This window comes from Rhodoferax aquaticus, from assembly GCF_006974105.1.
In the GTDB taxonomy this organism is placed as follows: Bacteria; Pseudomonadota; Gammaproteobacteria; order Burkholderiales; family Burkholderiaceae_C; genus Allorhodoferax; species Allorhodoferax aquaticus_A.
On the sequence record NZ_CP036282.1, the window covers coordinates 2,883,998 to 2,905,694 of the forward strand.

At 56.8% G+C, this 21,697-nt stretch carries 18 protein-coding genes and 1 pseudogene; 10 read left to right on the forward strand and 9 right to left on the reverse strand.

Translation table 11 applies throughout. The features are described from left to right. Positions 1-9 precede the first annotated feature (9 nt). Positions 10-291 (forward strand): DUF427 domain-containing protein, encoded by a 282-nt coding sequence (locus EXZ61_RS13245; protein ID WP_142812215.1) that lies wholly within the window; start codon positions 10-12, stop codon positions 289-291. Between the two features lie 205 nt (positions 292-496). On the opposite strand, the gene EXZ61_RS13250 is transcribed toward EXZ61_RS13245, so the two are convergent. Next, positions 497-1,324 (reverse strand): M90 family metallopeptidase, encoded by an 828-nt coding sequence (locus EXZ61_RS13250; RefSeq protein WP_142812216.1) that lies wholly within the window; start codon positions 1,322-1,324, stop codon positions 497-499. Between the two features lie 819 nt (positions 1,325-2,143). Here EXZ61_RS13250 and EXZ61_RS13255 point away from each other — a divergent pair. Beyond that, a complete protein-coding gene (locus EXZ61_RS13255; protein ID WP_237218958.1) occupies positions 2,144-2,608 on the forward strand; it encodes a DsbA family protein in 465 nt (154 codons plus the stop codon). A gap of 43 nt (positions 2,609-2,651) precedes the next feature. On the opposite strand, the gene EXZ61_RS13260 is transcribed toward EXZ61_RS13255, so the two are convergent. The 4 genes from EXZ61_RS13260 to EXZ61_RS13275 form a co-directional block, all read right to left on the reverse strand. Next, positions 2,652-3,482, reverse strand: a complete 831-nt coding sequence (locus EXZ61_RS13260; RefSeq protein WP_142812218.1) for a substrate-binding periplasmic protein — start codon at positions 3,480-3,482, stop codon at positions 2,652-2,654. Between the two features lie 101 nt (positions 3,483-3,583). Beyond that, positions 3,584-4,489: a Fe-Mn family superoxide dismutase gene (locus tag EXZ61_RS13265; protein WP_142812219.1), complete on the reverse strand. Its 906-nt coding sequence runs from the start codon at positions 4,487-4,489 to the stop codon at positions 3,584-3,586. 15 nt (positions 4,490-4,504) lie between these two features. Beyond that, complete coding sequence (gene chrA / locus EXZ61_RS13270) at positions 4,505-5,878, reverse strand: chromate efflux transporter (RefSeq protein WP_142812220.1); 1,374 nt, start codon at positions 5,876-5,878, stop codon at positions 4,505-4,507. Further along, positions 5,875-6,786, reverse strand: coding sequence for a chromate resistance protein ChrB domain-containing protein (locus EXZ61_RS13275; protein ID WP_237218959.1), 912 nt, complete (start codon positions 6,784-6,786; stop codon positions 5,875-5,877). Before EXZ61_RS13275 ends, chrA begins: the two co-directional genes overlap by 4 nt. A gap of 213 nt (positions 6,787-6,999) precedes the next feature. On the opposite strand from EXZ61_RS13275, the pseudogene EXZ61_RS13280 reads away from it, so the two are divergent. After that, positions 7,000-7,367, forward strand: a pseudogene (locus tag EXZ61_RS13280) (GlxA family transcriptional regulator); the annotation flags it as partial. Positions 7,368-7,408: 41 nt separating this feature from the next. On the opposite strand, the gene EXZ61_RS13285 reads toward EXZ61_RS13280, so the two are convergent. From EXZ61_RS13285 to nagB, 3 genes are all read right to left on the reverse strand, one after another. Continuing rightward, the gene (locus EXZ61_RS13285; RefSeq protein ID WP_142812222.1) at positions 7,409-8,191 is read right to left on the reverse strand and encodes an oxygen-binding di-iron domain-containing protein; all 783 of its coding nucleotides are present in this window, start codon (positions 8,189-8,191) and stop codon (positions 7,409-7,411) included. Positions 8,192-8,337: 146 nt separating this feature from the next. Next, positions 8,338-9,198, reverse strand: a complete 861-nt coding sequence (locus EXZ61_RS13290) for an alpha/beta fold hydrolase (RefSeq protein ID WP_142812223.1) — start codon at positions 9,196-9,198, stop codon at positions 8,338-8,340. A 247-nt stretch (positions 9,199-9,445) separates the two neighbouring features. After that, complete coding sequence (gene nagB / locus EXZ61_RS13295) at positions 9,446-10,237, reverse strand: glucosamine-6-phosphate deaminase (RefSeq protein WP_142812224.1); 792 nt, start codon at positions 10,235-10,237, stop codon at positions 9,446-9,448. A gap of 241 nt (positions 10,238-10,478) precedes the next feature. Between nagB and EXZ61_RS13300 the strand changes: the two genes are divergently transcribed. Continuing rightward, positions 10,479-11,969 carry a carboxypeptidase M32 gene (locus EXZ61_RS13300; protein WP_142814242.1) on the forward strand — a complete coding sequence of 497 codons (1,491 nt, stop codon included), beginning with the start codon at positions 10,479-10,481 and terminating at the stop codon, positions 11,967-11,969. 7 nt (positions 11,970-11,976) lie between these two features. Beyond that, positions 11,977-12,849 (forward strand): LysR substrate-binding domain-containing protein, encoded by an 873-nt coding sequence (locus EXZ61_RS13305; RefSeq protein ID WP_142812225.1) that lies wholly within the window; start codon positions 11,977-11,979, stop codon positions 12,847-12,849. On the opposite strand, the gene EXZ61_RS13310 is transcribed toward EXZ61_RS13305, so the two are convergent. Beyond that, a complete protein-coding gene (locus EXZ61_RS13310) occupies positions 12,846-15,665 on the reverse strand; it encodes a response regulator (protein ID WP_142812226.1) in 2,820 nt (939 codons plus the stop codon). The two genes, EXZ61_RS13305 and EXZ61_RS13310, sit on opposite strands and share 4 nt — an antisense overlap. 203 nt (positions 15,666-15,868) lie before the next feature. Between EXZ61_RS13310 and EXZ61_RS13315 the strand changes: the two genes are divergently transcribed. The 5 genes from EXZ61_RS13315 (at position 15,869) to EXZ61_RS13335 (ending at position 21,641) form a co-directional block, all read left to right on the forward strand. Further along, a complete protein-coding gene (locus EXZ61_RS13315) occupies positions 15,869-16,327 on the forward strand; it encodes a cache domain-containing protein (protein ID WP_142812227.1) in 459 nt (152 codons plus the stop codon). Further along, positions 16,324-16,869: a cache domain-containing protein gene (locus EXZ61_RS13320; RefSeq protein ID WP_142812228.1), complete on the forward strand. Its 546-nt coding sequence runs from the start codon at positions 16,324-16,326 to the stop codon at positions 16,867-16,869. Before EXZ61_RS13315 ends, EXZ61_RS13320 begins: the two co-directional genes overlap by 4 nt. A 42-nt stretch (positions 16,870-16,911) precedes the next feature. Continuing rightward, entirely contained in the window at positions 16,912-19,239 is a 2,328-nt protein-coding gene (locus tag EXZ61_RS13325; protein ID WP_142812229.1) for an ATP-binding protein, read from the forward strand. A 90-nt stretch (positions 19,240-19,329) separates the two neighbouring features. Continuing rightward, a complete protein-coding gene (locus EXZ61_RS13330; RefSeq protein WP_142812230.1) occupies positions 19,330-20,529 on the forward strand; it encodes a YjgN family protein in 1,200 nt (399 codons plus the stop codon). Positions 20,530-20,534: 5 nt separating this feature from the next. Next, on the forward strand, positions 20,535-21,641 hold the full coding sequence (locus tag EXZ61_RS13335; protein ID WP_237219188.1) for a M48 family metallopeptidase: 1,107 nt from the start codon (positions 20,535-20,537) through the stop codon (positions 21,639-21,641). The last annotated feature ends 56 nt before the right edge of the window (positions 21,642-21,697 follow it).

Below are 21,697 nucleotides of genomic sequence, written 5' to 3' on the forward strand. Positions count from 1 at the left end.
GGGAACCCCATGAAAGCCATTTGGAACAACACCGTGATTGCGGAGAGCGACGACACCGTCTTGGTTGAAGGCAACCACTACTTTCCCGAAAGTGCGCTCAAGCGCGAGTACGTGACTTTTAGCAACCACAAAACCACCTGCGCTTGGAAAGGCCAGGCCAGCTACTACTCGCTCATCGTCAATGGCGAAATGAATATTGACGCGGTGTGGTACTACGCAGACCCCAAGCCAGAGGCGGAGTCCATTCGCGGCCACGTGGCCTTTTGGAAGGGCGTGAAGGTAGGTGCTTAAGCACTCAATCGGCTGTGCGTGGGCCGCCGTGGGTGCCGACACAGGCGCCCCGTAGCATTCACTAAACGAAGCCGCTGACTTGCACATGCAAACGCAAACGAAGACACCGTTGATGTGACACGGGCCTGAATAAGCTCAAAGCCAGCGGTGCCTATGGCAGGCTCTGGGCGCAGTAAGACCCATACGTCACCTGGGCGGCTCGCGCTTACCAAGCCGCCGGGTCTACTTGGTAGTAAGCCTTGAGTGCTTGGTACAGCGCCACATTGTCGCTTTGCAGCGCAGCACCTTGCTCAAAGAAGGTCTCTGACGCTACGGCAAAAAACTCCGCAGGGTCTTGCGCGCCATAGTGGTTGAGCAAGGTTGCATGCCCCTGCGTCGCCGCAAGCTGTAAGTCGGAAAATGCGGCCCCCATCACCCGCTGCCAGCGCACCGGGTCATGCGCAGTATTGCCCACGCTGGGCGGTGGCGCGCCGTGGGCCGCGCCGTTTTCTTGGTCTAGCTGGTGGGCAAACTCATGAATGACCACATTGCGGCCGTCACTGGGTTCTGCTGCCCCTTCCAAAGCATCTTGCCAAGACAAAATGACCTGCCCTTGGGACCAAGACTCCCCTGCCAAAGCTTGGCGGTGCTCTTGCTGCACACCTGCGCCATCGGTACTCACGCGATCCACTGCAAAGGCCGCCGGATACACCAAGATTTGCCGCACATGGTCAAAGTGGGCTAGCGAGCGGTTCAGCACCAACAAGCATGCTTGCGCCGCAATCACGACGCGCATTTCTTCCGTCAAACGCAAGCCACCACAGGCAATAAACGGCTTTTCTGCAATGAAGGCCTGCATGTGCTTTTTGAGCTGCAGTTGCAAATGCGTAGGCAAACGCCCCACCAATGGCACGCGCTTACGCAAGATCTTGCGCCAGTGCGCTGGAAACGGATGCTGCGCCCACCGCTTGCGCTGGTAGGTCTTCCATAGTGGTTGCCCCGCAATGCCCAAAATGATGCACAAGGCAAAGAGACCGAGTAAATAAATCGCCAACCTAGAGTCCAGTCTTTGTGATGGTTGTGGGGCACACGCCGCTTGTTGCCTCACTTGGGTGCGGGTTCAGCTTATTCAAGCCGCGCGGTGTGGACCACCCGACAGGCACAGGATGGGCTGGCGGCATCCACAGGCCAAATCCAGCAGCCCAGCCCCTTGGACAAACAAATTTTGCTAGGCGCGGTCCCCTAAATACCTGCAAAAACTTACTCCAAATTACTGTGGGCCACTTTGTGGATAAGTGCTGGCACAACTGCCCAAACCCGCGCCAATAGGTGCTTTGCACACGGTGCCTTAAAAAGCATCACACCCACGCGTGTTTACATTCGCAGTGACCCGGCTCTCGAATGGGAAGAAAATTTATGGTATGGAAATTTGCGCAAAATATGCTTTGACACACCCTCAAAAACTCTGCAAGCAGCCCCCCGCAACTTACCCGCCGATACTGTGCACCACCTTGTGGATAACATTGTTTACAAGCCTCCAAACCCGCATGCAGCGGGGCTTTGCAGCCCATGCTTAAAAAGTAATCACACCCAGCACGGGAACCTATAGAAGCCAACCGCACTCTATCTTCCTAAACTCCCTAGGCTTGGCTACACCACTTGCTGCCAGTGCCGACTTTTCCAACCATTCCTTTCCTTGTTTATGACCCTTGCCACTTCAGCCTCGTCTTTCGCGCTTGCTCGCCGCTCCGCACTCCGTCTGCTTGCCGCTCCACTGCTAGGAGGCGCGGCTCTGGCCCTCGTTGGCTGCAGCAAACCGGATGATTTGCCGGTCGCAAGCTCCGGCTCCGGCGCAAAGCCTACGCAATCCACCTTGGACCAAGTCACTAGCACCGCCAAAGGGTTCACAGTGGGCGCGTTGATGAGCGCCAACACGGTTTACGTGATGTTTGATCCGCAGTGCCCCCACTGTGCACACCTGTGGAACGCGGCCCAACCGCTGATGAAGAAAGCAAAGTTCGTCTGGATTCCCATTTCATTCATCAACGGCAAAAGTGCGCCGCAAGGGGCAGCCCTTTTGGCAGCACCGAACCCAGCGGAACTTATGGCGGTGCATGAGGCATCTTTGCTAGCCGGCACTGGCGGCCTATCAGACACCCCTAAACTTAGTTCCGAACAAGAGGCCGTTATCAAGACCAACACGCAGTTGTTGAATAGCCTCAAGGTTGAATCCGTGCCTTTTGTGATCACCAAGAACGCACAGACGGGTCAGGTTCTTAGCAACGTGGGGGCAATGGACACCGCCGCCTTAGCGGCCATGGCCGGCATTGCGCTGTAAGCGCGACACCTGCAGTTCGCGCACACCATGGCACCCTGCGATGCTAGTTGTGGGGGGTAAGCGTGACTCTTCTGCGCCCTTGCAACAAACGCTCGGGCTGCCCGAAGTAGTGCAGGTGAATCTTGTCGAACTCCCCGCTGCGCTGCAAAGACTGCAAGCCTGCTTGCACCTGCCGGGCTAGCGCTGCGCCCTCAGTTGTGAGGGCGGTGTAAAAGCGTTGCTCCGTAGGCACCTCAATGAACAGCGAGGGCTCAGTCACCAAGCCTTTGTACTTCGACATCAGGGGTGTAATTTGGGCATGGTGCAACGCACCCACCAAAATGGCGTCCGTGCGGCCCTTGGCCAGCATTTGAAACAAGCCGTCGAACGCATTGGTGGCTTCCACCGAATAGCCTGCATCTTGGAGCAGCTGCTTGTCTCGCCAACCCACCAGCACCCCAAAGCGAAGGGGCTTCAGTTCTATGGCATCACGCACACCGGCCAACTTGGGCAACACATCTTTTCGGGTTAGCAGCACCCGCTTGCTCTGCAAGCCCTTGTCGATTGCAAAGTCGACCTCCGTAAAGCTCTGCGCCAACGTGGGCGTAGCGAAACGCGGCACTATAGAAATGCGTCCGGCAGCAAGCTCTAAAAGTGCGCGATCCAAGTTCATGCCATGCTCGCTCCAGACCACCGTGCTCGCCAAGGGCAACGGTCCTGATGCCTGCTTGTGGTCCACACTTAAAGCCTGCTGCAAAACGGTGAACTCAAAGTCAAAGCGGGCACGGTCCTTATCCGCAGGCAATGGGAACACCACTTGGGCAGTACACGCTGACGCACACGCCCATGTGGCTATGCAGCACACCCACCTTTTGAACTCACCGACAATCCTCATGCTTGTAACTTTCAGGTCGCTAGACAGTAGTGTGTATTACACACATTTCTAACGACACGTGGGGCGGCCTACAAATTTTGTAGCAGCCAGCGCCGGGGTCACTAGGCCTTGGCTTGTACAGGCTTGCCGGTCTTCTCCCACGCATCGATGCCACCACTCAGGTAGCGCGCGTTCACACCACGTGCTTTGAGTTGCATGGCGGTTGAGCGCCCTACTTCATGGCCATAGATGCAGTAGACCAAGACCTCGCGGTCCGTGGGCAGCTCAGCCGCCCATTGCGCCACCAAAGCGGGGTCTTTCCATACGGCCCCCGGCAGCATGGCGGAGGCTTGTGCAAACACGCCCGCACGCCGCACATCCACCACAAACGCGGCGTCGACCGTATCGGGGGGCGCCGCCAAAGCTTCTCCCACTGCATGCACCGCATGTTGGTAACGCGCATACACCTTGTCCCAGGCAATGTTGCCCATAAACGCGTCCACATAGGCAGCCACGTTGGCGCCGTGGTCTAGGTGGTAGGCGTGCTCGTACATATCCATCGCCAAGACCGGCGTTCCACCAGCGACCATGTGCGTGTGATCAGCAGCCCATTGGTTGACCATACGCCCCTCTTGGGGCACGAAGACCAGCGTCACCCATCCTGACCCGCCCCCTAAGGCCTTTCCCATGGCTACAAACTCGTCACGCCAGCGGGCCACGCTGCCAAAGCTTGCCATGAGGGCCAGCTCCATGGCGGGCACCATGGCCTGACCCGCTCCGCCCAGGCTATCAAAGTAGAGCTCATGGAGCAGCTTAGAGTTGGTGGCGATGAGTTCCTCTCGCTTAAGGCCATTGAGTGCATAGCCCGGCATTAGCGCAATGGGTTGCTGCGACAACTCTTCGCGAATGGCATTGAGGCGCTTGACCGCCCCCCCATAATTGTTTTGGTGGTGGCTTAAGTGCAACTTTTCAGAGAGTCCTGCAGTAGCAGCTGGGTCAAATGGCAGAGGCATGGGAGTGAGAAACATAGTGAAACCCTTTGTTTAGTGAAGTTGAATGAGTGTGGGGGCGGCATACGCCAGCAGCCAACCTGCGGCGGCGCACGCGGCTAAGACGGCCATGACCCCGTGCTTGAAATAGAACAAAGACACTGCAGCAGCACAGGCAATGGCGGCAGAGACATAGTCAAACGGCCCCTGAAACCCGCTGCGCCAGAGCACGTGGTAAGCAAAGAACAATGCCAGGTTGGCAACTACGCCCACCACCGCTGCCGTAATGGCAGTCAGAGGCGCCGTGAGTTTCAAATTGCCATGGGTTGACTCAATAAACGGCCCACCGGCCAAGATGAAAACAAAGGAAGGTAGAAACGTAAAAAAGGTCACCCCCACAGCGGCCACGGCACCACCTAAAAACAAGGCATCCGGCCCCAGTACGGCATGTGTCCAAGCGCCGACAAAACCAACAAACGCAACCACCATGATGAGCGGGCCGGGCGTGGTTTCGCCCAGCGCCAAGCCGTCCATCATTTGCGCTGGGGTGAGCCATTGGTAGTGATCTACTGCCCCCTGCACCACGTAGGGCAACACGGCATAGGCCCCACCGAATGTGAGCAGTGCAGCTTTGGTAAAAAACCACGCCATTTGGGTAAAAGCACCATGCCAACCATAGAGAGCCAGTAGCGCCAACATGGCTGCGCCCCACAGCCCCACACCCGAACCTGCCACCCACAGCAAAGCACGCTTGTTAAATCTGGCATGTGCAGGCGTGGGTGTGGTGTCGTCAATCAAGGCGGGGCCATAGTTAGCCTTGGCTGCGCCGTGCCCACCACCAACGGCAAACACCTGCGGGGCCCAACGCGCGCCCCAAAAGCCAATGGCCGCCGCCGCCAACACAATGACGGGAAATGGCAAGCCCCAGAACGCGATGCCCACAAAAGCCAGCCCTGCAATCGCCCACAGGTAGTTGTTTTTCAAGGCGCGCGTGCCAATGCGGTGGGCCGCGTGCAGCACCAGTGCGGTCACTGCGGGTTTGAGGCCAAAGAAAACACCCGCAACTACGGGCTGGCTGCCGAAAGCGACATAGACCCAGGACAAACCAATGAGAATGAGCAGCGACGGCAACACAAACAAAACCCCAGCCACGATGCCGCCCCGTGTGCGGTGCATCAGCCAGCCAATGTAAGTCGCCAACTGCTGCGCCTCTGGGCCGGGGAGCAGCATGCAGTAGTTCAAGGCGTGCAAAAACCGCTTCTCACTGATCCAGCGCCTTCGCTCCACCAGCTCCGTGTGCATGAGGGCGATTTGCCCGGCGGGGCCCCCAAAGCTAATGAACCCCAGCTTGAGCCAGAACCAAAATGCCTGGGCAAAACTCACCGGGGCAGGCATCTCATGCCCCTGGGCAACAGTCGCTGTGTTCATACCTTTACTTCTTTCTCGAAAGAGGCCAGCAAGCCATCGAACACCGCACTTGCGGCCACGAGCAGTTGATCATCGTCCGCAAACGCAGTGCATAGCCCGGCCAAAACACGCTCAATGCCTGCAGCCTCAGGGGGTTCAATGCCCCCAACGTCCAAGTAGTGCACCAATGCCCCAAGGCGCTGCCATGCGGGGCTGTCCCACGCAAAGCTTGCTAGCAGCACTTCAAAACTCACTTTTGCGCCTACGTGGGAGAAGCGCGCGCCGTCAAAGTCAAAGCCCAGCGCATCTGTGGGGCATTCTTCGGGGCTGCTGAGCCACAAAAGCGTGGCGTTGGCGTCAATATGGCGCTTGATGAGCCATGCACAGGCGAGACGGTCGGCCCAAGGGCGACTGCGCGTGGCCCAGGTGCGACCCAAGTACTCAGCGCGGTCCAGCCGGGCTATGGCTTGGGCTGGCGCTGCCATGGGCTCATTGGGGGACAGGGCTTGATGCACCTTAGCCTCCAGCTCAAGTAAAGCCTGCGCGGCTTGCTTTTGCACCTCCCCCGCAAAGAAATCAATGGCACACAACTGGGTAAAAGTTTTACGCAGCTTACGCGCTGCCTTCACACTTTCGGCCGCGTTGTCGGGCTTGAGTTGCGCGCCGCAGGCTTGCACATCGTGCATCCACGCCGCAAATTCGGTACTGCGGTCAAACAAAGGTTCAAAGTCGTAGGGAGCGACTGAATCCAACGCCAAATGGTAGGCCAAGCCTCCATGGGCCAGCACATCTTCGCCCACAGACGCCAGACTGGCTTGCGTGCTGGGGCTTGCTGGCACCAGGTAAACACCATCACGCAACACCGCTGCACCACATGCCTTGAGCGCCCGCCACGCACGCATACGCGCCGTGGTGTTTTCGGTGGGCATTGAAACAATAAGTAGATTCCACAACATATTTGCATATTACTCTACAAAAATATATAGTCAAGCATGCACCATCACGGTCGCAAAACTTAGGAAAAAGTACTGTTTGCGCCCATATCTATTGCGCATACAGCTATATTTTTTGTAGCAATTCACCAGCACAGTGGCCGTGGTGGTGTTTAACGACATCAGCCACTGGCAATTGGCAATTGCCAATTGGCCGACGACGTTGCCCAACGCTTTCCCAAGGTGGATGGAGACTCCGCGGTCTTGTACGTGGACGATGGCAGCATCGTCACCTCAGCTGGCAGTGCCGCTGGGCTGGACTGTGGTTTGCACTTGCTGCGCACCGACTGGGGGGCCGAGATTGCCAAGCGCGTGGCGCGGCGTAGGGTGCTGGCGCCGCACCGCCAAGGGGGGCAGGCGCAGTACATTGAGCGCGCCAATTCAAGCAAATCACAGGGTGCACCGTGGGCCAATGCTTGCTAAACCAGCGCTTGGCTTTGGCCCAAAGCCTCTTGGAGCGCACCGACATGTCGATCAAAGCAGTGGCGCAAAAAGTGGGATTGGGGTCTGCCCATAGCCCAGCCTGCAAAGACTCCGGCCTTGGCGGGCACCCTACGCCTCAGGCGATCAGCCGCGCGCTGGGCAATTGGTAGTTGCGCTCGTCAAACAGATCGACACCGCAGTACAAGTTTTCAGCCCACTCAAAGAACTCGGCAATGGCGGGGCCTGTAATGGGCGCGCCATGCTGGGGCACCAGCATGCTGATGTCGAGCTTGCGCGCCATCTGGACCCACAAGCGCAAGACCTTGTTGCTGACCATATAGCGCTTGTGGAAACCTTCCATAAGGGGCAACTGGTCTGCGAGCCGCGTCACAGGTGTTTGCGCACGTTGACCGCTGGTCATAGATACCCCGAGGTCGCCGGTGAACAGGATGCGGCTCACAGGGTCGTAAAAATGGAAGTTCCCTTCAGAGTGCAAAAAGTGCGCGGGCAGCACCCACAGCTCATTGCGCCCCAAAGGCAGCTTTCCACCCTGGTCAGGCACGCCAATGATGCGGTTGTCGGTCTTACCCACCTTGGTGAAATGGGGGACGAAGCGCTCCCACACGCGCGAGATCACGAGCTTGGCAGGTGTGGATGTCATCCAACGGTCTAGCGATGCAATGATGTCAGGGTCCGCATGCGAGGCAAACAAATAGGAGAGGTTTTGCGGCGTGAAGTGGCGGCTCAGGCCCATGAACAATTCGTTGAACGCAAGGTTGCCGCCCGGGTCAATGATGGCGCCACTGCCGTTGTCCACAATCAAGAATTGATTGGACTGCACGGCCTGCGCGTCCCCATCAATCAGGTCGGTAAACATCAGACAGGTGTGGCTTGCGTCTCGGTAAAGTTCAACTGGCATAGATCGGGAGTAAATGGGTGCATGGCACCGTTGCAAAAACTAGGGCCAACTATAGGTTGGCCCCTTGCCTTGCAACTTGACACAAGTCAACAATCTCCGTGCCAGCCCCACCTTGATCAGACCAAGCAAACCCAGCAGTGCAGCATCTAAGCAGCCAATAGCCTCGCTTCCAGCCACTCCAACAAGCTTGCGTAGATCTCCTCGCGGTTGGTTTCGTTGAAGTTCTCATGGTAGTTGTCTGCATACACATGCAGGTCCAACAGGTGCTGCGGCATGGTCTTGAACATCGCTTGCGATGCACTGACATTGGCAAGCTTGTCTTGCCCGGCAAGCACGGCAAACACAGGCTGACGCCAGCCCGCCAGAGTACCCTTCAATGCAGCCTGAGCCCCCAGTAAGGCGGCGGCAAACCGGAAACTAGCCTCAGAAGCACGTGTGTCGTCTAACTCATCGGCATGGTGGCGCGCCGTGATAGTGGCGTCATGGGTCAGCATGTCGGTCATGGACTCCATGGGCACCTTCATGGTGGGAAACAACTTGGACAACACGCTCGAGAGCTTCAGCAATACCGCTGGCACTTGGATAGCGTTGACATAGTAAGGTGAGGACAGCACAAAGCCCTTGATGACCGGGTCTTTGGCAAAGCGCCCTAGCCCTAGGTGGGTTGCGATCAATGCGCCCATGGAATGGCCCATGACAAAAACCGGGAGCTGCGGGTACTTCCGCTTGATCCACTTCAGCAACAGCTCGGTGTCCGCTAAAAAGTTTTCAAAGCTGGGAATATCCACCCGCCGCTTGCGGTCATGCCCCACCATGTCGTAGCTCACGGTCGCAAACCCTCGCGCCCTGAAATACAGGGCCGGCGTCACATAGTCACCCGCGTGGGCTAGCCCTCCGTGAATTGCCAGAATAACGGCTTTGGGCTGCTCAGCCGCCCACACATGGATAGGCCGCTGAACGCTGTCGCTGCAGGTCAGCACGTCCAGGTGGTCTTCGGAAAATCGCATTGTCGTACCTCGTTGTTATGGTGATGGAAGGCAAAGCCTCTACATCACTGTAACCTCGGATACGACCAGCAGCACTACGCAGAAACGACTAGAGCCCGATCCAAGAAACGCATTTCGCTATCAATACAGTAGCTGTTCACGCTTATTTAATGGGCGCAGCAGGGCATATTTGCCCAAAACCAGCACGCTGCTCTAAAGTGACACGCGATGCCACCCTGTCAGCGCCAGGCGCACCTAGCGCTGTCTCCTAAGTGGCGAATTGGTGCACCAGTTTTTGGTTCTCAGCCTCAATGTGCTTGAAGAAGTCGATGTCAGACAGCTTGCTGGCGGCCGCTTCATCGACGATGAGTACCGTCTGCTCATGCCATTGCAAGGCCGACGCGGGACAAGAGGCTGACAAAGGCCCTTCCACAGTTGCCTTGATGGCATCAGCCTTGCTCTCGCCTGTCGCCAGTAGCACTATTTTCTTGGACTCCAGAATCGTGCCAATCCCCATGGTCAAAGATAGGTGTGGCTGAAATTCGTCGGGGCCAAAAAATCGCGCATTGTCATCAATGGTGGCGCGGGTCAGGGTTTTCACGCGGGTACGTGAACGCAAGGATGACGAAGGCTCATTGAAACCAATGTGCCCATTGCGCCCGATGCCCAGCAACTGAATGTCCACCCCTCCCTTAGCCACAATCGCCGCTTCATAGGCGGCACACGCTTCCAAGGGGTTCGCAGCATCGCCCGCTGGCACCGCCGTGTTGGCCTTGTTGATGTCCACATGGTCAAACAACTGCCCGTTCATGAAGTGGCGGTAACTTTGGGGGTGGCTCCCGCTGAGGCCCAAATACTCATCGAGGTTAAACGTACTGACATGTTTGAAAGACACCTGCCCTTGTTGGTAAGCGGCTATGAGTTCTTTGTAGAGCGCAACCGGGGTAGAACCTGTTGCCAGCCCCAACACCGCGGTGGGCTTGGCGTTGATGTGTTTCACAAATATCTGTGCACCGTAGGCGGCAACCTCAGCGGCATTGTTCAGAATTACAACTTTCATAGTGCTTCCTCAAGACATGTTTCAGGCGAATCACTCGCCAAGCAGGCTGTTCCACATCAGAAAGCCAAAGCCGTCAGCGCACACAAGGCGCTCCCACACGAGGCTCCGTTTGTACACCGAGAGCGCCAAAACCACTGTAGCTAATGGTATGAAAACCGACAAGCAGGCCGCGCTGGATGTGACAATGTGGCTGCAAAGCTTGCCTTTTCTACTGATTTACTCTCTTGGCTACAGAACACGCATGACAACTCCCGCCTACGACGCGCTGACCGCCACATTCACCCGCCTGTACCGCTACCAGCACTTGGCCGCCATTGCGTCCTGGGACCAAGCCGCGATGATGCCGCCACAAGGCAACGAGGCACGCAGCGCAGCCATGGCCGAGTTGCACATGCTCATGCACCAAACGCTGACCGACCCAGCCATGACCGCCCAGTTGCAAGCGGCCCAGCAGGAGAATTTGACGGATTGGGATCGCGCCAACCTGCACGAAATGCAGCGTGATTGGGAGTACAGCCTTGTCATGCCAGCGCATTTGGTAGAGGCCAAATCACTTGCGGGCTCACGGTGCGAGCATGCTTGGCGCACGCAGCGCAAGACCCATGATTGGCAAGGCTTCTTGGATAACTTTCGTGAGGTGGTGCGCTTATCCCGAGAGGAGGCGCAGGTTTTGTCGCAAGCACAAGGGCTGTCGCCTTACGACGCATTGATGGCCAAGTACGAGCCTGGCACCCAAAGCGCACACATTGAGCGTATTTTTGGCGACGTAAAGCAATGGCTCCCGGGCCTCATTCAGCGTGTGCGAGACAAACAGGCTTCAGAGTCTTTTACGCCTGCGCAAGGCCCTTTCCCCGTGGAGAAGCAGCGCGCGTTGGGCTTGGCCGTGATGGAAGTCTTAGGGTTTGACTTCTCGGCGGGCCGACTGGATGTGTCCACGCATCCTTTCTGTGGCGGTGTCGCGCAAGATGTGCGCATTACCACCCGGTACAGCGAAGAGGATTTCATGCGCAGCATGATGGGGGTGGTGCATGAAACCGGGCACGCCCGCTACGAGCAGAATCTGCCGCGTGCATGGGCCCACTTGCCCGTCGGCCGCGCGCGCTCCATGGGCATCCACGAAAGCCAGAGTTTGGCTTTCGAAATGCAGCTGGGCCGTAGCCCTGCCTTTTTGCAACTGATTGCACCCTTGATACGCCAGCATCTGGGTGACCAATCCGCATTTGAGCCGAGCAACCTCGCGCGCATCTACACGCGCGTGGCCCCTGGTTTCATTCGCGTCGATGCGGACGAACTGTGTTACCCCGCCCATGTGATCTTGCGGTTCGAGATTGAGCGTGCCCTGGTCAACGACGACATTGCGCCGGATGACATCCCCGCGCTCTGGGACGAAAAAATGATGGCGTACCTCGGCGTGGACACCCGGGGCAACTACCGCGACGGCTGCTTGCAAGATATCCATTGGACGGATGGCAGCTTTGGCTACTTCCCCAGCTACACCTTGGGTGCCATGTATGCGGCACAGTACTTCAACACGCTTCGCCAGGCCACACCAGACCTCGATGCGCAAGTTGCGCGAGGCGATCTATCTAGCATCTTCAACTGGCTGCAAAACCATATATGGAGCCAAGCCAGTCGCTGGGCTACCCCCGAATTGGTAGAGCGCGCCACCGGCGAGTCGCTGAACCCTGCACACTTTAAGCGCCACCTTGAGCAGCGCTACTTAGGCATATAGACCCACTATGAGTCCTTCACGAATACCCCCCATTCAGTGCTTGCTGACGTTTGAGGCCTTGGCCCGCTTGCGCAGTGTGACCCAGGCCTCTGAAGAGCTGTGTGTCACCCCCAGCGCTGTCAGCCACCGCGTGAAGCAGCTGGAGCAGATCATTGGGACTAAGCTGTTTGGCAGAGCTGATTTTTCGCTCACCACAGAAGGCATTGAGTATTTGGCGCATGTACGGGAGGGTTTGGCGTCTTTACAAAAGTTCCCAAGCGCCAGCGCGGCCCCAGGTAAGCGCAAGTTGCGGGTCGCCGTGACCCCCACGTTTTCACGCTCCATCTTGATCCCAAGGCTGCGGCAGTTTACAGAGGCGTACCCTGAAATCGAGCTGACCCTGCAGGTCTCCATCCCACTGCTTGACGTGGTTGCCGAAGACGCTGACCTGATGGTGCGCTTTGGCACAGGCCGCTATGCCGATGTTGAACACACCTGCCTCATCAAGGACGAAGTAACGCCCTTGGCGTCGCCAAGTTTTGTGCGTGAGCGAGGGCCGTTTTCACTGCCACAGGATTTGGAAGGTGAACCTCTGCTGCGCAGTCCCTTGGAACCTTGGCGTACCTGGTACGCAGCCAACCACCTCGATTGGCCAGAACCTTTAGAAGGGTCCCAGTTCAATGACATCGGCCTTATGTGCGATGCCGCAGCGGCGGGAATGGGCGTTGCTCTAGTCCGCCTCAAGCTGGGAGCGCCGTGGCTTGAAAACGGCGCCTTGGTGCGCTTGTTTGACATGAATGTCCCCAGCCCCCATGCCCACTACCTGTGCTGGCGCACTGGCATGATGGACCGCTGGGAATGTGCGGCCTTCGCAGAATGGCTCAAGAAAACCTGCGTCTAAGCCAACTGATCCAGGCCCATTTGGCACGCTTGGGCCGCCGCGACAAAGTCAAGATCTGCCATCGTAGTGGCCAGCGTGTCCCACCATCGCCCAGTGAGGCCTGGGTGGGCTTGCCTGAGGACTGCGTACACTTCAACGGCCTCCATGTCATCTTGCTCCAGCATGGCCAATAAGGCGCTTAAGTCTTTGACTACGCGCTCCCGATCTAGGACTTTGGTCGGCTCGGCGGAGGCAGGAAGATGGGCTCGAAGCTGCTGAGCAATAGGTGCCATGGACTGTTGCGTCGCATTCACCGCCGCACGAAACAGCGCTTTTACCGCGTCAACGTCCAAAGTTTTGTCTGCCGCCTTGACGTCGCGCTCCAATTTCTTGGCAATAGCCGCCATGTAGCTCGCCCCCACCATGGTGGACAGACCTTTCAGGGTGTGCAGCATGCGGGTAGCGGTGAGCAGGTCTTTGCGCTGCAGCGCGGCATCTAGTTTGTCGGGCTGCAGGGCAAGGTCACGCAAGTACTCATCCAACACACCCACATAGAGCTCCACGCTATCGTCCATATGCGCCAAGGCGCCTTTGACGTTTACAGCATCGGTGCGCGGCAGAGATTCAATCTCAGAAGGCGCTCCAGCTTCTACAGTCTGTTTGCCCGGCGCAACGGCCCCGACAGCGCTATAGGCCCCCCCTTCCTTGCGTTTGGTGTGGTCCAAAATGACGCTGATGAGCTCAGTCAAATCAAAGGGCTTGCCGACATGGGCGTCCATACCGGCAGCCAAGCAAGCGTCGCGGTCAGAGGCCATGGCGTTGGCAGTCATTGCTACGATCGGCAGCTTTGCAAAAGCGGGGTTCTGGCGAATACGCTGCGTCGCCTCAAAGCCATCCATGACGGGCATTTGCACGTCCATCAAAACGAGGTCATAGGCTGGTTTGGCCATGACCACGGCATCGACTCCCTCTTGCCCATTTTCGGCAATATCCACAATGGCACCCGCTGCGGCCAGCAACTCTCTGGCCACTTGTTGGTTGATCAAGTTGTCTTCAACCAACAAAAGGCGCAAGCCCTGCAAGCGCCTAGGCTTCTCCGTTTTGGGGCGGGGTATAGCGCGTACATTGCTACGCCCTTCTTGCGCTTGCTGCACCACGTCTCGCAGCATGCCTGCGGTAATGGGCTTGACCAAAAAAGCGTTGAGCTCACTTTGCTCTTGCAGGCTACGGTCCGATAGCTGATTCCTTCCATGCCCACTGAGCATCACCATAATCGGAGATTGGCCAACAGGGAGCATGCTCCTCATCGCAGCCATGGTCTCCCAGCCATCCATGCCGGGCATGGCCCAATCGACAAACACCACTTGGTAGGGTGCAACACCCGTGTCCAAGCGAGCCTGCAAATGCGCAAGCGCCTGGGCGCCACCCGCCACCGCATCCACCGTCCACCCTAGTGATTCGAGCATCCTTGTGGTAAGGGCACGTGCTGTCGGGTGGTCTTCAATCAGCAAGGTGTCCAGCCCGGTGCCCGCGACCCATGGGGCATCTGCCTGGACCTCAGGCATGCCCATAGTGACTTGAAAATGGAAGTCACTTCCGTGCCCGAGGGTGCTATCGAGTTCTAACGTGCCGCCCATCAGGTTGACCAAACGCTGAGAGATGGACAAGCCCAAGCCAGTCCCCCCGTATCGGCGTGTGGTCGATGCTTCAGCTTGCGTAAAGTCAGCAAAGATGTTGCTGCGTTGCTCAGCGGCAATGCCGATGCCTGTGTCTTTCATGGCGAAATGCAAATCAATGCTGGCCTCTGAAGCCTGCAGCACTTTCACTTGGAGCGTAATCTCGCCTTGGTGGGTGAACTTGATGGCGTTCCCCCCTAAGTTGATCAGTACTTGCTGCAGTCGCATGGCGTCACCCACCAAGGTGCTGGGCACATGGGGGTCCACATCAAACATGAGCTCCAAGGGCTTTTTGCCCAAACTTGCGGAAAAAATAACGGCCAAGTTCCGCAGCAGTTGATCCATCGCAAAAGGCTGGGGATCCAACACCATCTTGCCTGCGTCGATCTTGGAAAAGTCCAAAATATCATTCAAAAGCCCCAGCAATGACTTGGCCGCACCTTCGGTTTTATCGGTGTACTCCAACTGACGGGGATTCAGATCTGTGTCCTGCAAAAGCTTCAGCATGCCCAAAATGGCATTCATGGGCGTGCGGATTTCATGGCTCATATTGGCCAGAAACTGGCCTTTAGACGCGGCAATGGTTTCAGCCGCTTCTTTTGCGCTTCGTAACTCGTTTTCCACACGCTCGCGCTCTGCCATGTCAAAGTAATGGTGCTCAATGGCCACAAGCCCTTCATAGGCGCGCAAGGAAGCTACGACGGTCACAAACAACTTGCTTTGGGTGAGCTCTGTTTTGGATTTGTAGTCGTTGATGTCGTAATCAACAATCACGCTTTCTTCTGGTGCTTGCCCGGCCTGCCCGGTGCGCAGCACAATGCGCACCATTTGATTGTCCAGTTGTTTACGGATGTCTTGGGCAAGCATCAGACCTGCGTGGTCCGTTTCCATGACCACGTCGAGCAAGACGAGTGCAATGTCGGACTCCTTCGAGAGGATCTCGAAGCCTTGGGCACCGCTGTATGCGGACAGTATCTCAATCGGGCGACCGCGAGACATCACCTTGTTCAGCGCCATGCGGGTCACCAAGTGGATGTCAGGTTCGTCATCTACGATCAAGATGCGCCAAGGCTTGAGTGTGTTGGCGTCTTGCGGACCAGTCTCTGGGTCAGCGTCGTCGATCAGCCAGTCGTCGTCTTGCTCTGGCGGTACCACGCTCATAGAACACTCCTTGAACCAGTCTTAACAATGAATGGGTTATGCCCGTTTCAGTATCGCACCACATGCCGCACTCGGCAAGCATAGGGCGGCTTCTTGACGCTCGCTAAATCTAAAGATTGCTCCTATCATTCGGCTTACCCAGCGGTGCTTGTACGATCAGAAATACAAGCAACCCACCACAGGAGACCAGCATGGAGAGCAAGATGGTCCGATTACTTGGTAAACGTCTGTGCTGTTTGATCGTTGGGCTCTTCCTAACACTCGCGCACGGCAGTGAGAGTCAGCAGGCACAAGAAGTGGAGGCTTTGGTAAAAAACGCCATCGCCTATGTCAAAGCCAACGGCAAAGAGGCGGCCCTTCGCGAGTTTGTCAATCCGAAAGGAGCTTTTATCAAGGGTGATCTCTACTTGTTTGTCTATAACGCGCAAGGGGTTGCGCTTGCGCATATCAACGACAAAATGATAGGCAAGAACATGCTGGATTTGCGAGACGCTGACGGCAAGCTCGTCATCAAAACCGTTCTAAGCCTAGGCAATAGCAAGTCAGGCAAGGGTTGGCAAACCTACAAGTGGCCCAACCCGGTGACCAAAGAAGTAAGCGTTAAGCGCTCTTATACCGAGCGCTATGAGGGCCTTTACATTAGCAGCGGGTACTACAAATGAACAAAGCCAGGTACTGCCCCGTCAACAAGCGCATGCATATGTCCAGGGTAATGCGGCAAAGCTGCAGGGCGCTACTTTCCATAGCGCTGGGCTTGTGCGTGGGCGGCGCAGCGGCGCAAAACGCCCCCGTAAGAAGCAGCGCTGCACAGGCGCAGGCCCTCATGAAAAAAGCGCAAGCCTATGTCAAACAACATGGAATGGGCGACGCTTTCACCGAGTTCAACCAACTAGACAGCCCGTTCAATGTGCGCAGCGACATCAACCCCAATGGAGACCTGTACCTCTATAGCTTGGATTACCAAGGCTTCCAGGCCGTACATGGTAAAAACCCAAAAATACGCGGAAAGGTCATGATTGATATGCTGGACTCGGAAGGCGTGCCACTCATACGCAAAATGGCAGAAAAATGTAAAAACCCAGGGCGCGGCTGGGTCGACTACCGATGGCCCCACCCTTTGACCAAAGAAATTGAGCCCAAGAGTGGTTATGTCGAACGTATCCCCGGTACACAAATCTGCCTCGGTACCGGTATCTACAAGTAGGCACCTCACCCAGCCCTTCATCCAACCCGCACCCTTTACATCTTGCCACTACAGGACCCGCACAAACGACAAGGCTACGCAAGTGGCTACATTTTGCTGGCCGTTGTTGCCACCGTATTGGCCATACTGAGCCAAACATGGTGGGCGATTGCGCAAGACAAACAGCTGACCCTCGCTTCTGAGAAGGAGCACGGACAGGTGGCTGTGCGACTATTGGAAGAGCATGCCCAACTCACCCTGCGCGAGGCAAGTCGCAATCTTGACGGGGTCGTCAAGTCCATCCAAGCGGCTCAAACCCGAGGGCAAGTGTCCGACGCCACGATTCGTGGGGTACTGACTAAGGCCCAATCCTTCACCAAAGTGTTGAAGTCTTTGCAGTTTGTGAACCCCCGAGGCCAAGCGTATGTCAGTTCCATTGACTACCCGGCTTACCAAACGGATGCTGACGATCGCACCTACATCCCCTTTCTGCTGCAAAACACGGACCACACGGACCCCGTGATCGGCAAACCATTCAAGCGGTTTTACGACGGAGAACTCGTGGTTCCACTCGCACGGAACATATATACAAGTACCGGCCAGTACCTTGGCATTTTGAGTACAGATGTCAGTGTTTCTTACTTTAGTGGCGTGTATGCACGTGTCGCGGCGGACAGCAACGCCTTGGTTGCATTGTTTGCAGACGCAGGATTTTTGATTGTTCGCTCTCCATTCGACGAGGCCCAAATGGGCATGGACATCACGGAATCCAAAGTCTTTCATACGCTCAAAAGTTCGGCGAGCAGCAGCGTATCCAAGAGCCCCCTTGCAGAGGGAACCTTTGAAGACACACACTTTCTTGACGAAAAGAAAGCGATCCCACGCATCTACATTTACAGAAAGATCGAGGGCTTTCCGATCACCACGGTATTTGCGAGGGAGCAGAGTACCGTTTTGGCAAATTGGCGCGCCCGTAGCACTGACCGCATTCTCTTCTCGGGTGTCACGGTCTTGTTTGTATCTGCGCTCACGTTTTTGTTGATTCAACACATCAACAAGCTAGGGCGTTCGCAGGACTCACTGCGCGAGGTTGACGCTTTCTTACGCAGGAGCGAGCAAAAGTTTTCGAGCATGTTCAGGCATTCCCCGGTGCCGCTTGCGTTGGTCCGTTTGGACAACCACCAAATGGTCGAAATCAATGAAAGCTGGAGCGCGCAATTTGGCTTTGCTAGCAACGAGGTGATTGGCCGCACCGCCCATGAGGTGCGGTTATGGGTCTATCCCGACGAACGTGCGCCTTACTTCGCAGCGTTGCAGAGCGAGGGCAAGCTAGACAGCCTTGAGACACCACTGCGCCACAAGGACGGAAGTATCTTGCTATGCAGAATGTCTGGGCGGGTGGTGGATTTCAATGGACAGTCGCTTGCGCTTTTGTCCCCCATAGATGTGACTAGGCAGCGGGCAACCGAGCATGAGATTCGGGAACTCAACATAGAACTCGAAGCCCGCGTACAACAAAGAACCCAAACCCTCGAAGAGGCCAACACCGAGCTGAACCAAGCACTCGCAAGTTTGCGCAGCATGCAGGGGGAACTGCTAAGGTCGGAAAAAATGGCCGCGTTGGGCTCCATCGTGGCGGGTGTAGCGCATGAACTCAATACCCCCATTGGTATCGGCGTCACCATCGCGAGCACCATGCAAGACCACACCCAGACTTTGGTCAATGAAATTCACGCGCCAAGGCCCCGCAAGTCACTCATTGAAAGCTCGTTGCTTGCCTGCAACGAAGGGGCAGAAGTCCTGGTTCGCACGCTCATGCGTGCAGCCGAGCTGGTGCGAAGCTTTAAACAAGTGGCCGTTGACCAGTCAAGTGACAAACGTCGCGCCTTTGACCTAAGCACCATGCTCAAGGAACTGCTCACGACCTTGGTTCCTTTGTATAACAAGACGCCATACACCTTGACCACCGACTTGGCCCCAGACATTGCCATGGAAAGCTACCCAGGCGCCCTGGGTCAAGTCTTGACTAATCTGATTAGCAACTCACTCTCCCACGGCTTTGAAGGACGGGCGCAGGGCACCATGCACTTGCGCACGCGGACCCTCAACGAGGGGTGGGTGGAACTTGTTTTCAGTGACGATGGCGTTGGCATACCAGAACAGCACAGGGACAAGGTGTTTGACCCCTTCTTCACAACCAAGCTGGGAAGAGGCGGATCGGGCTTGGGTATGCACATCGTTTACAACCTGGTCACGAACGTGCTGGGTGGACACATAGAGTTACTCAAGAACAAGCTCGACGCAGCAAGCGCTGCTCCGCACGCCGACGTGGGTGCCAGCATACGCATGACCTTCCCCCAATGTCCTGCTGTTCAACAAGGGGTTGGGTAAATCGCGGCTGCCACCACACCGCACTCCCAAAAATGCGGTGAATTGCACCTATGATTTGGGCTACTTTGACCGAACTAGGAGACAGTTGCGATGAACGTAGCCAGCATGAGTCAATCGGATGTACCGGGCATGGCGCACTCGCCACTGCAGCGTCCGGTGCAGCTCCCCATTGAATTCACGGGCTCCGGCAGCGAATACTTCCGCATTTGGATCGTCAACATCTTTTTGCTCATCATCACCTTGGGCATTTATTACCCGTGGGCCAAAGTGCGGCGCATGCGCTATTTCTACGGCAACACCTTGGTAGACGGGACACCACTGGGCTTCCATGGCAATCCGCGGACCATGTTCAAAGGCTCAATGCTCGTAGGTGTGTTGTTTGGCTTGTACTCAGCAGCGTCAAACGCGTCGCCCATGGCGGGGCTTATTGCGCTGGTCATCGTTGCAGGAATATGGCCTGCTCTGCTGAAGTCTTCGATGCAGTTCCGCATGGCCAACACCAGCTGGCGCGGCTTACGCCTGTCCTTCACTGGCACCCTTGGCGGCGCATACGCAGCAGCCATGCCCCTGTTTATCCCAGCGATTCTCATTATTGGTCTAGCCTCATTTGCACCTGAAGATGCAGCCCCCAAGGAAAACATGTGGCTGCTCTGGACCATGGCAGGCATCATGCTGCTTTGCATAGCAATAACGCCATGGTTGCTATGGAACTTGAAGCGCTATCAGCACAATAACTACGCCCTGGGCAGCTTACAAACCACGTTCAAAGCGACTGCGCTGGACTTCTACAAACTCTCTGGCAAAGCGATTGGCGTGGCGGTGCTTTCTGTACTGGCTAGCGGCGCCGTCTTTTGGCTTATCGCCTTTGGCTTAGCCACAAGCGGTGGTGGCAATGACAGTGCGAGCCTGGGTATTGCCAGTGTCTTTGGAATGGGATTTGGATTCTTTGTAGGCATGGCTGTGGTATTCGTCGTGCTCAAGCCCTACACCATCGCCAAGATTCAGAACTTGGTGTGGACCAAAACAGGCAACAGCTCCATGCGCTTTATCAGCAAGCTGTCTGTGCGCGCACTGCTGTGGCAAACCATTAAGAACTGGTGCTTGGTTGTGATCACCTTGGGCTTGTATTGGCCGTTTGCCGCCGTGGCTATGGCGCGTTTACGGCTGGAGTCCGTGTTCATCAAATCCAACATCGACCCGCTGGCACTCTTTGGGGCAGCCCGCGTCAATGAAGGCGACGCGGCTGGGGACGCCGCTGGCGACTTCTTTGGGATTGACATGGGTTTGTGAGCTTTATGGATGTGCCGGATACCCCACTGAGCGCTTTGTATTTTGACGGAACCAGTGCCCGTGGCCATGCGGTGCAACTGCATTTACGCCAAGGCGTTTTGCGCGTGCTGGGCGATGGCATTGACCGCAGCGCCCCCATAGCACGCATGCAATGGCCCGAGCGGACCCGCCACGGCATGCGAATTGCCCATTTCCCGGATGGTGGTACCGTGCAGTGCAGCGATGTACAGGCCTGGGACCAGTGGAGCCTAGCGGGTGGACACAGCGAGTCATGGATCGTCACCGCACAGCAAAGTTGGCGTTGGGTAGGCGCTAGCGTACTGGCTTTGCTCATGGTTTTGGTGTCGATTCAGCTGTGGGGACTGCCAGCGGCGTCCCGCTACGTGGTGGCGGCCACCCCTTTGACAGTGGATAGCGCCTTGGGCGAAACCACGTTGGCCGCCATTGACCAAACTTGGATGGGCCCAAGCAAGCTTTCAGAGGAAGAACAAAACCGCTTGCGCGCAGCCATTGCACGCAATTTGGCACCCTTGCCAGCGGGCACCCTGCCCGAATGGAAGCTTCTGTTCCGGCAAAGCCATATTGGCCCCAATGCCTTTGCACTTCCTGGTGGCACCATGATCTTGACCGACGAGATGGTCGAGCTGGTGCAAGGCGACGACAAGGTCCTCACCGCCGTCATCGGCCATGAGTTGGGCCATGTGCAACACCGCCACGGCATGCGCATGGTGGTGCAAAGCGCGGTGCTGGGTAGTTTGGGGGCGGTGCTGTTTGGCGACTTCAGCACCGTGCTGGCCACCATGCCCATTTTGCTAGGGCAGGCCCAGTACTCACGCGATGCCGAGCGCGAAGCCGATGCCTACGCGGTGCATGTGCTCAAGGCTGCGTCTATTTCGCCCGCCGTCATGGTGAGCATGTTCGAGCGGCTGCAACAGTACCAACAAGACCAAGCAGACAAGAAAAAGGGAGCAAGCGACACCCCCGGCACGGCAGCCACACGCCAAGAAAAAACCGATGCGAACGAGGAAGAAGACTCGCCGCTGGGGATGGCGTTTTCATCGCACCCGGCTGACGCCGAGCGCATACGCTTTTTCAAAGACGCTGCGCAATAAGCGCTGCTTAGTGTGGGGAGAGCGCTAGGACAGCGCCCCCACAGGCGCTGAGGCGC

What these genes read in the sequence shown, in the direction of transcription:
- EXZ61_RS13245 (WP_142812215.1), top strand. Translation starts at nt 10, where the DNA reads ATGAAAGCCATTTGGAACAACACCGTGATTGCGGAGAGCGACGACACC.
- EXZ61_RS13260 (WP_142812218.1), bottom strand. Translation starts at nt 3,482, where the DNA reads ATGAGGATTGTCGGTGAGTTCAAAAGGTGGGTGTGCTGCATAGCCACA.
- EXZ61_RS13265 (WP_142812219.1), bottom strand. Translation starts at nt 4,489, where the DNA reads ATGTTTCTCACTCCCATGCCTCTGCCATTTGACCCAGCTGCTACTGCA.
- chrA (WP_142812220.1), bottom strand. Translation starts at nt 5,878, where the DNA reads ATGAACACAGCGACTGTTGCCCAGGGGCATGAGATGCCTGCCCCGGTG.
- EXZ61_RS13275 (WP_237218959.1), bottom strand. Translation starts at nt 6,786, where the DNA reads ATGCCCACCGAAAACACCACGGCGCGTATGCGTGCGTGGCGGGCGCTC.
- EXZ61_RS13285 (WP_142812222.1), bottom strand. Translation starts at nt 8,191, where the DNA reads ATGCCAGTTGAACTTTACCGAGACGCAAGCCACACCTGTCTGATGTTT.
- EXZ61_RS13290 (WP_142812223.1), bottom strand. Translation starts at nt 9,198, where the DNA reads ATGCGATTTTCCGAAGACCACCTGGACGTGCTGACCTGCAGCGACAGC.
- nagB (WP_142812224.1), bottom strand. Translation starts at nt 10,237, where the DNA reads ATGAAAGTTGTAATTCTGAACAATGCCGCTGAGGTTGCCGCCTACGGT.
- EXZ61_RS13300 (WP_142814242.1), top strand. Translation starts at nt 10,479, where the DNA reads ATGACAACTCCCGCCTACGACGCGCTGACCGCCACATTCACCCGCCTG.
- EXZ61_RS13305 (WP_142812225.1), top strand. Translation starts at nt 11,977, where the DNA reads ATGAGTCCTTCACGAATACCCCCCATTCAGTGCTTGCTGACGTTTGAG.
- EXZ61_RS13310 (WP_142812226.1), bottom strand. Translation starts at nt 15,665, where the DNA reads ATGAGCGTGGTACCGCCAGAGCAAGACGACGACTGGCTGATCGACGAC.
- EXZ61_RS13315 (WP_142812227.1), top strand. Translation starts at nt 15,869, where the DNA reads ATGGTCCGATTACTTGGTAAACGTCTGTGCTGTTTGATCGTTGGGCTC.
- EXZ61_RS13320 (WP_142812228.1), top strand. Translation starts at nt 16,324, where the DNA reads ATGAACAAAGCCAGGTACTGCCCCGTCAACAAGCGCATGCATATGTCC.
- EXZ61_RS13330 (WP_142812230.1), top strand. Translation starts at nt 19,330, where the DNA reads ATGAACGTAGCCAGCATGAGTCAATCGGATGTACCGGGCATGGCGCAC.
- EXZ61_RS13335 (WP_237219188.1), top strand. Translation starts at nt 20,535, where the DNA reads ATGGATGTGCCGGATACCCCACTGAGCGCTTTGTATTTTGACGGAACC.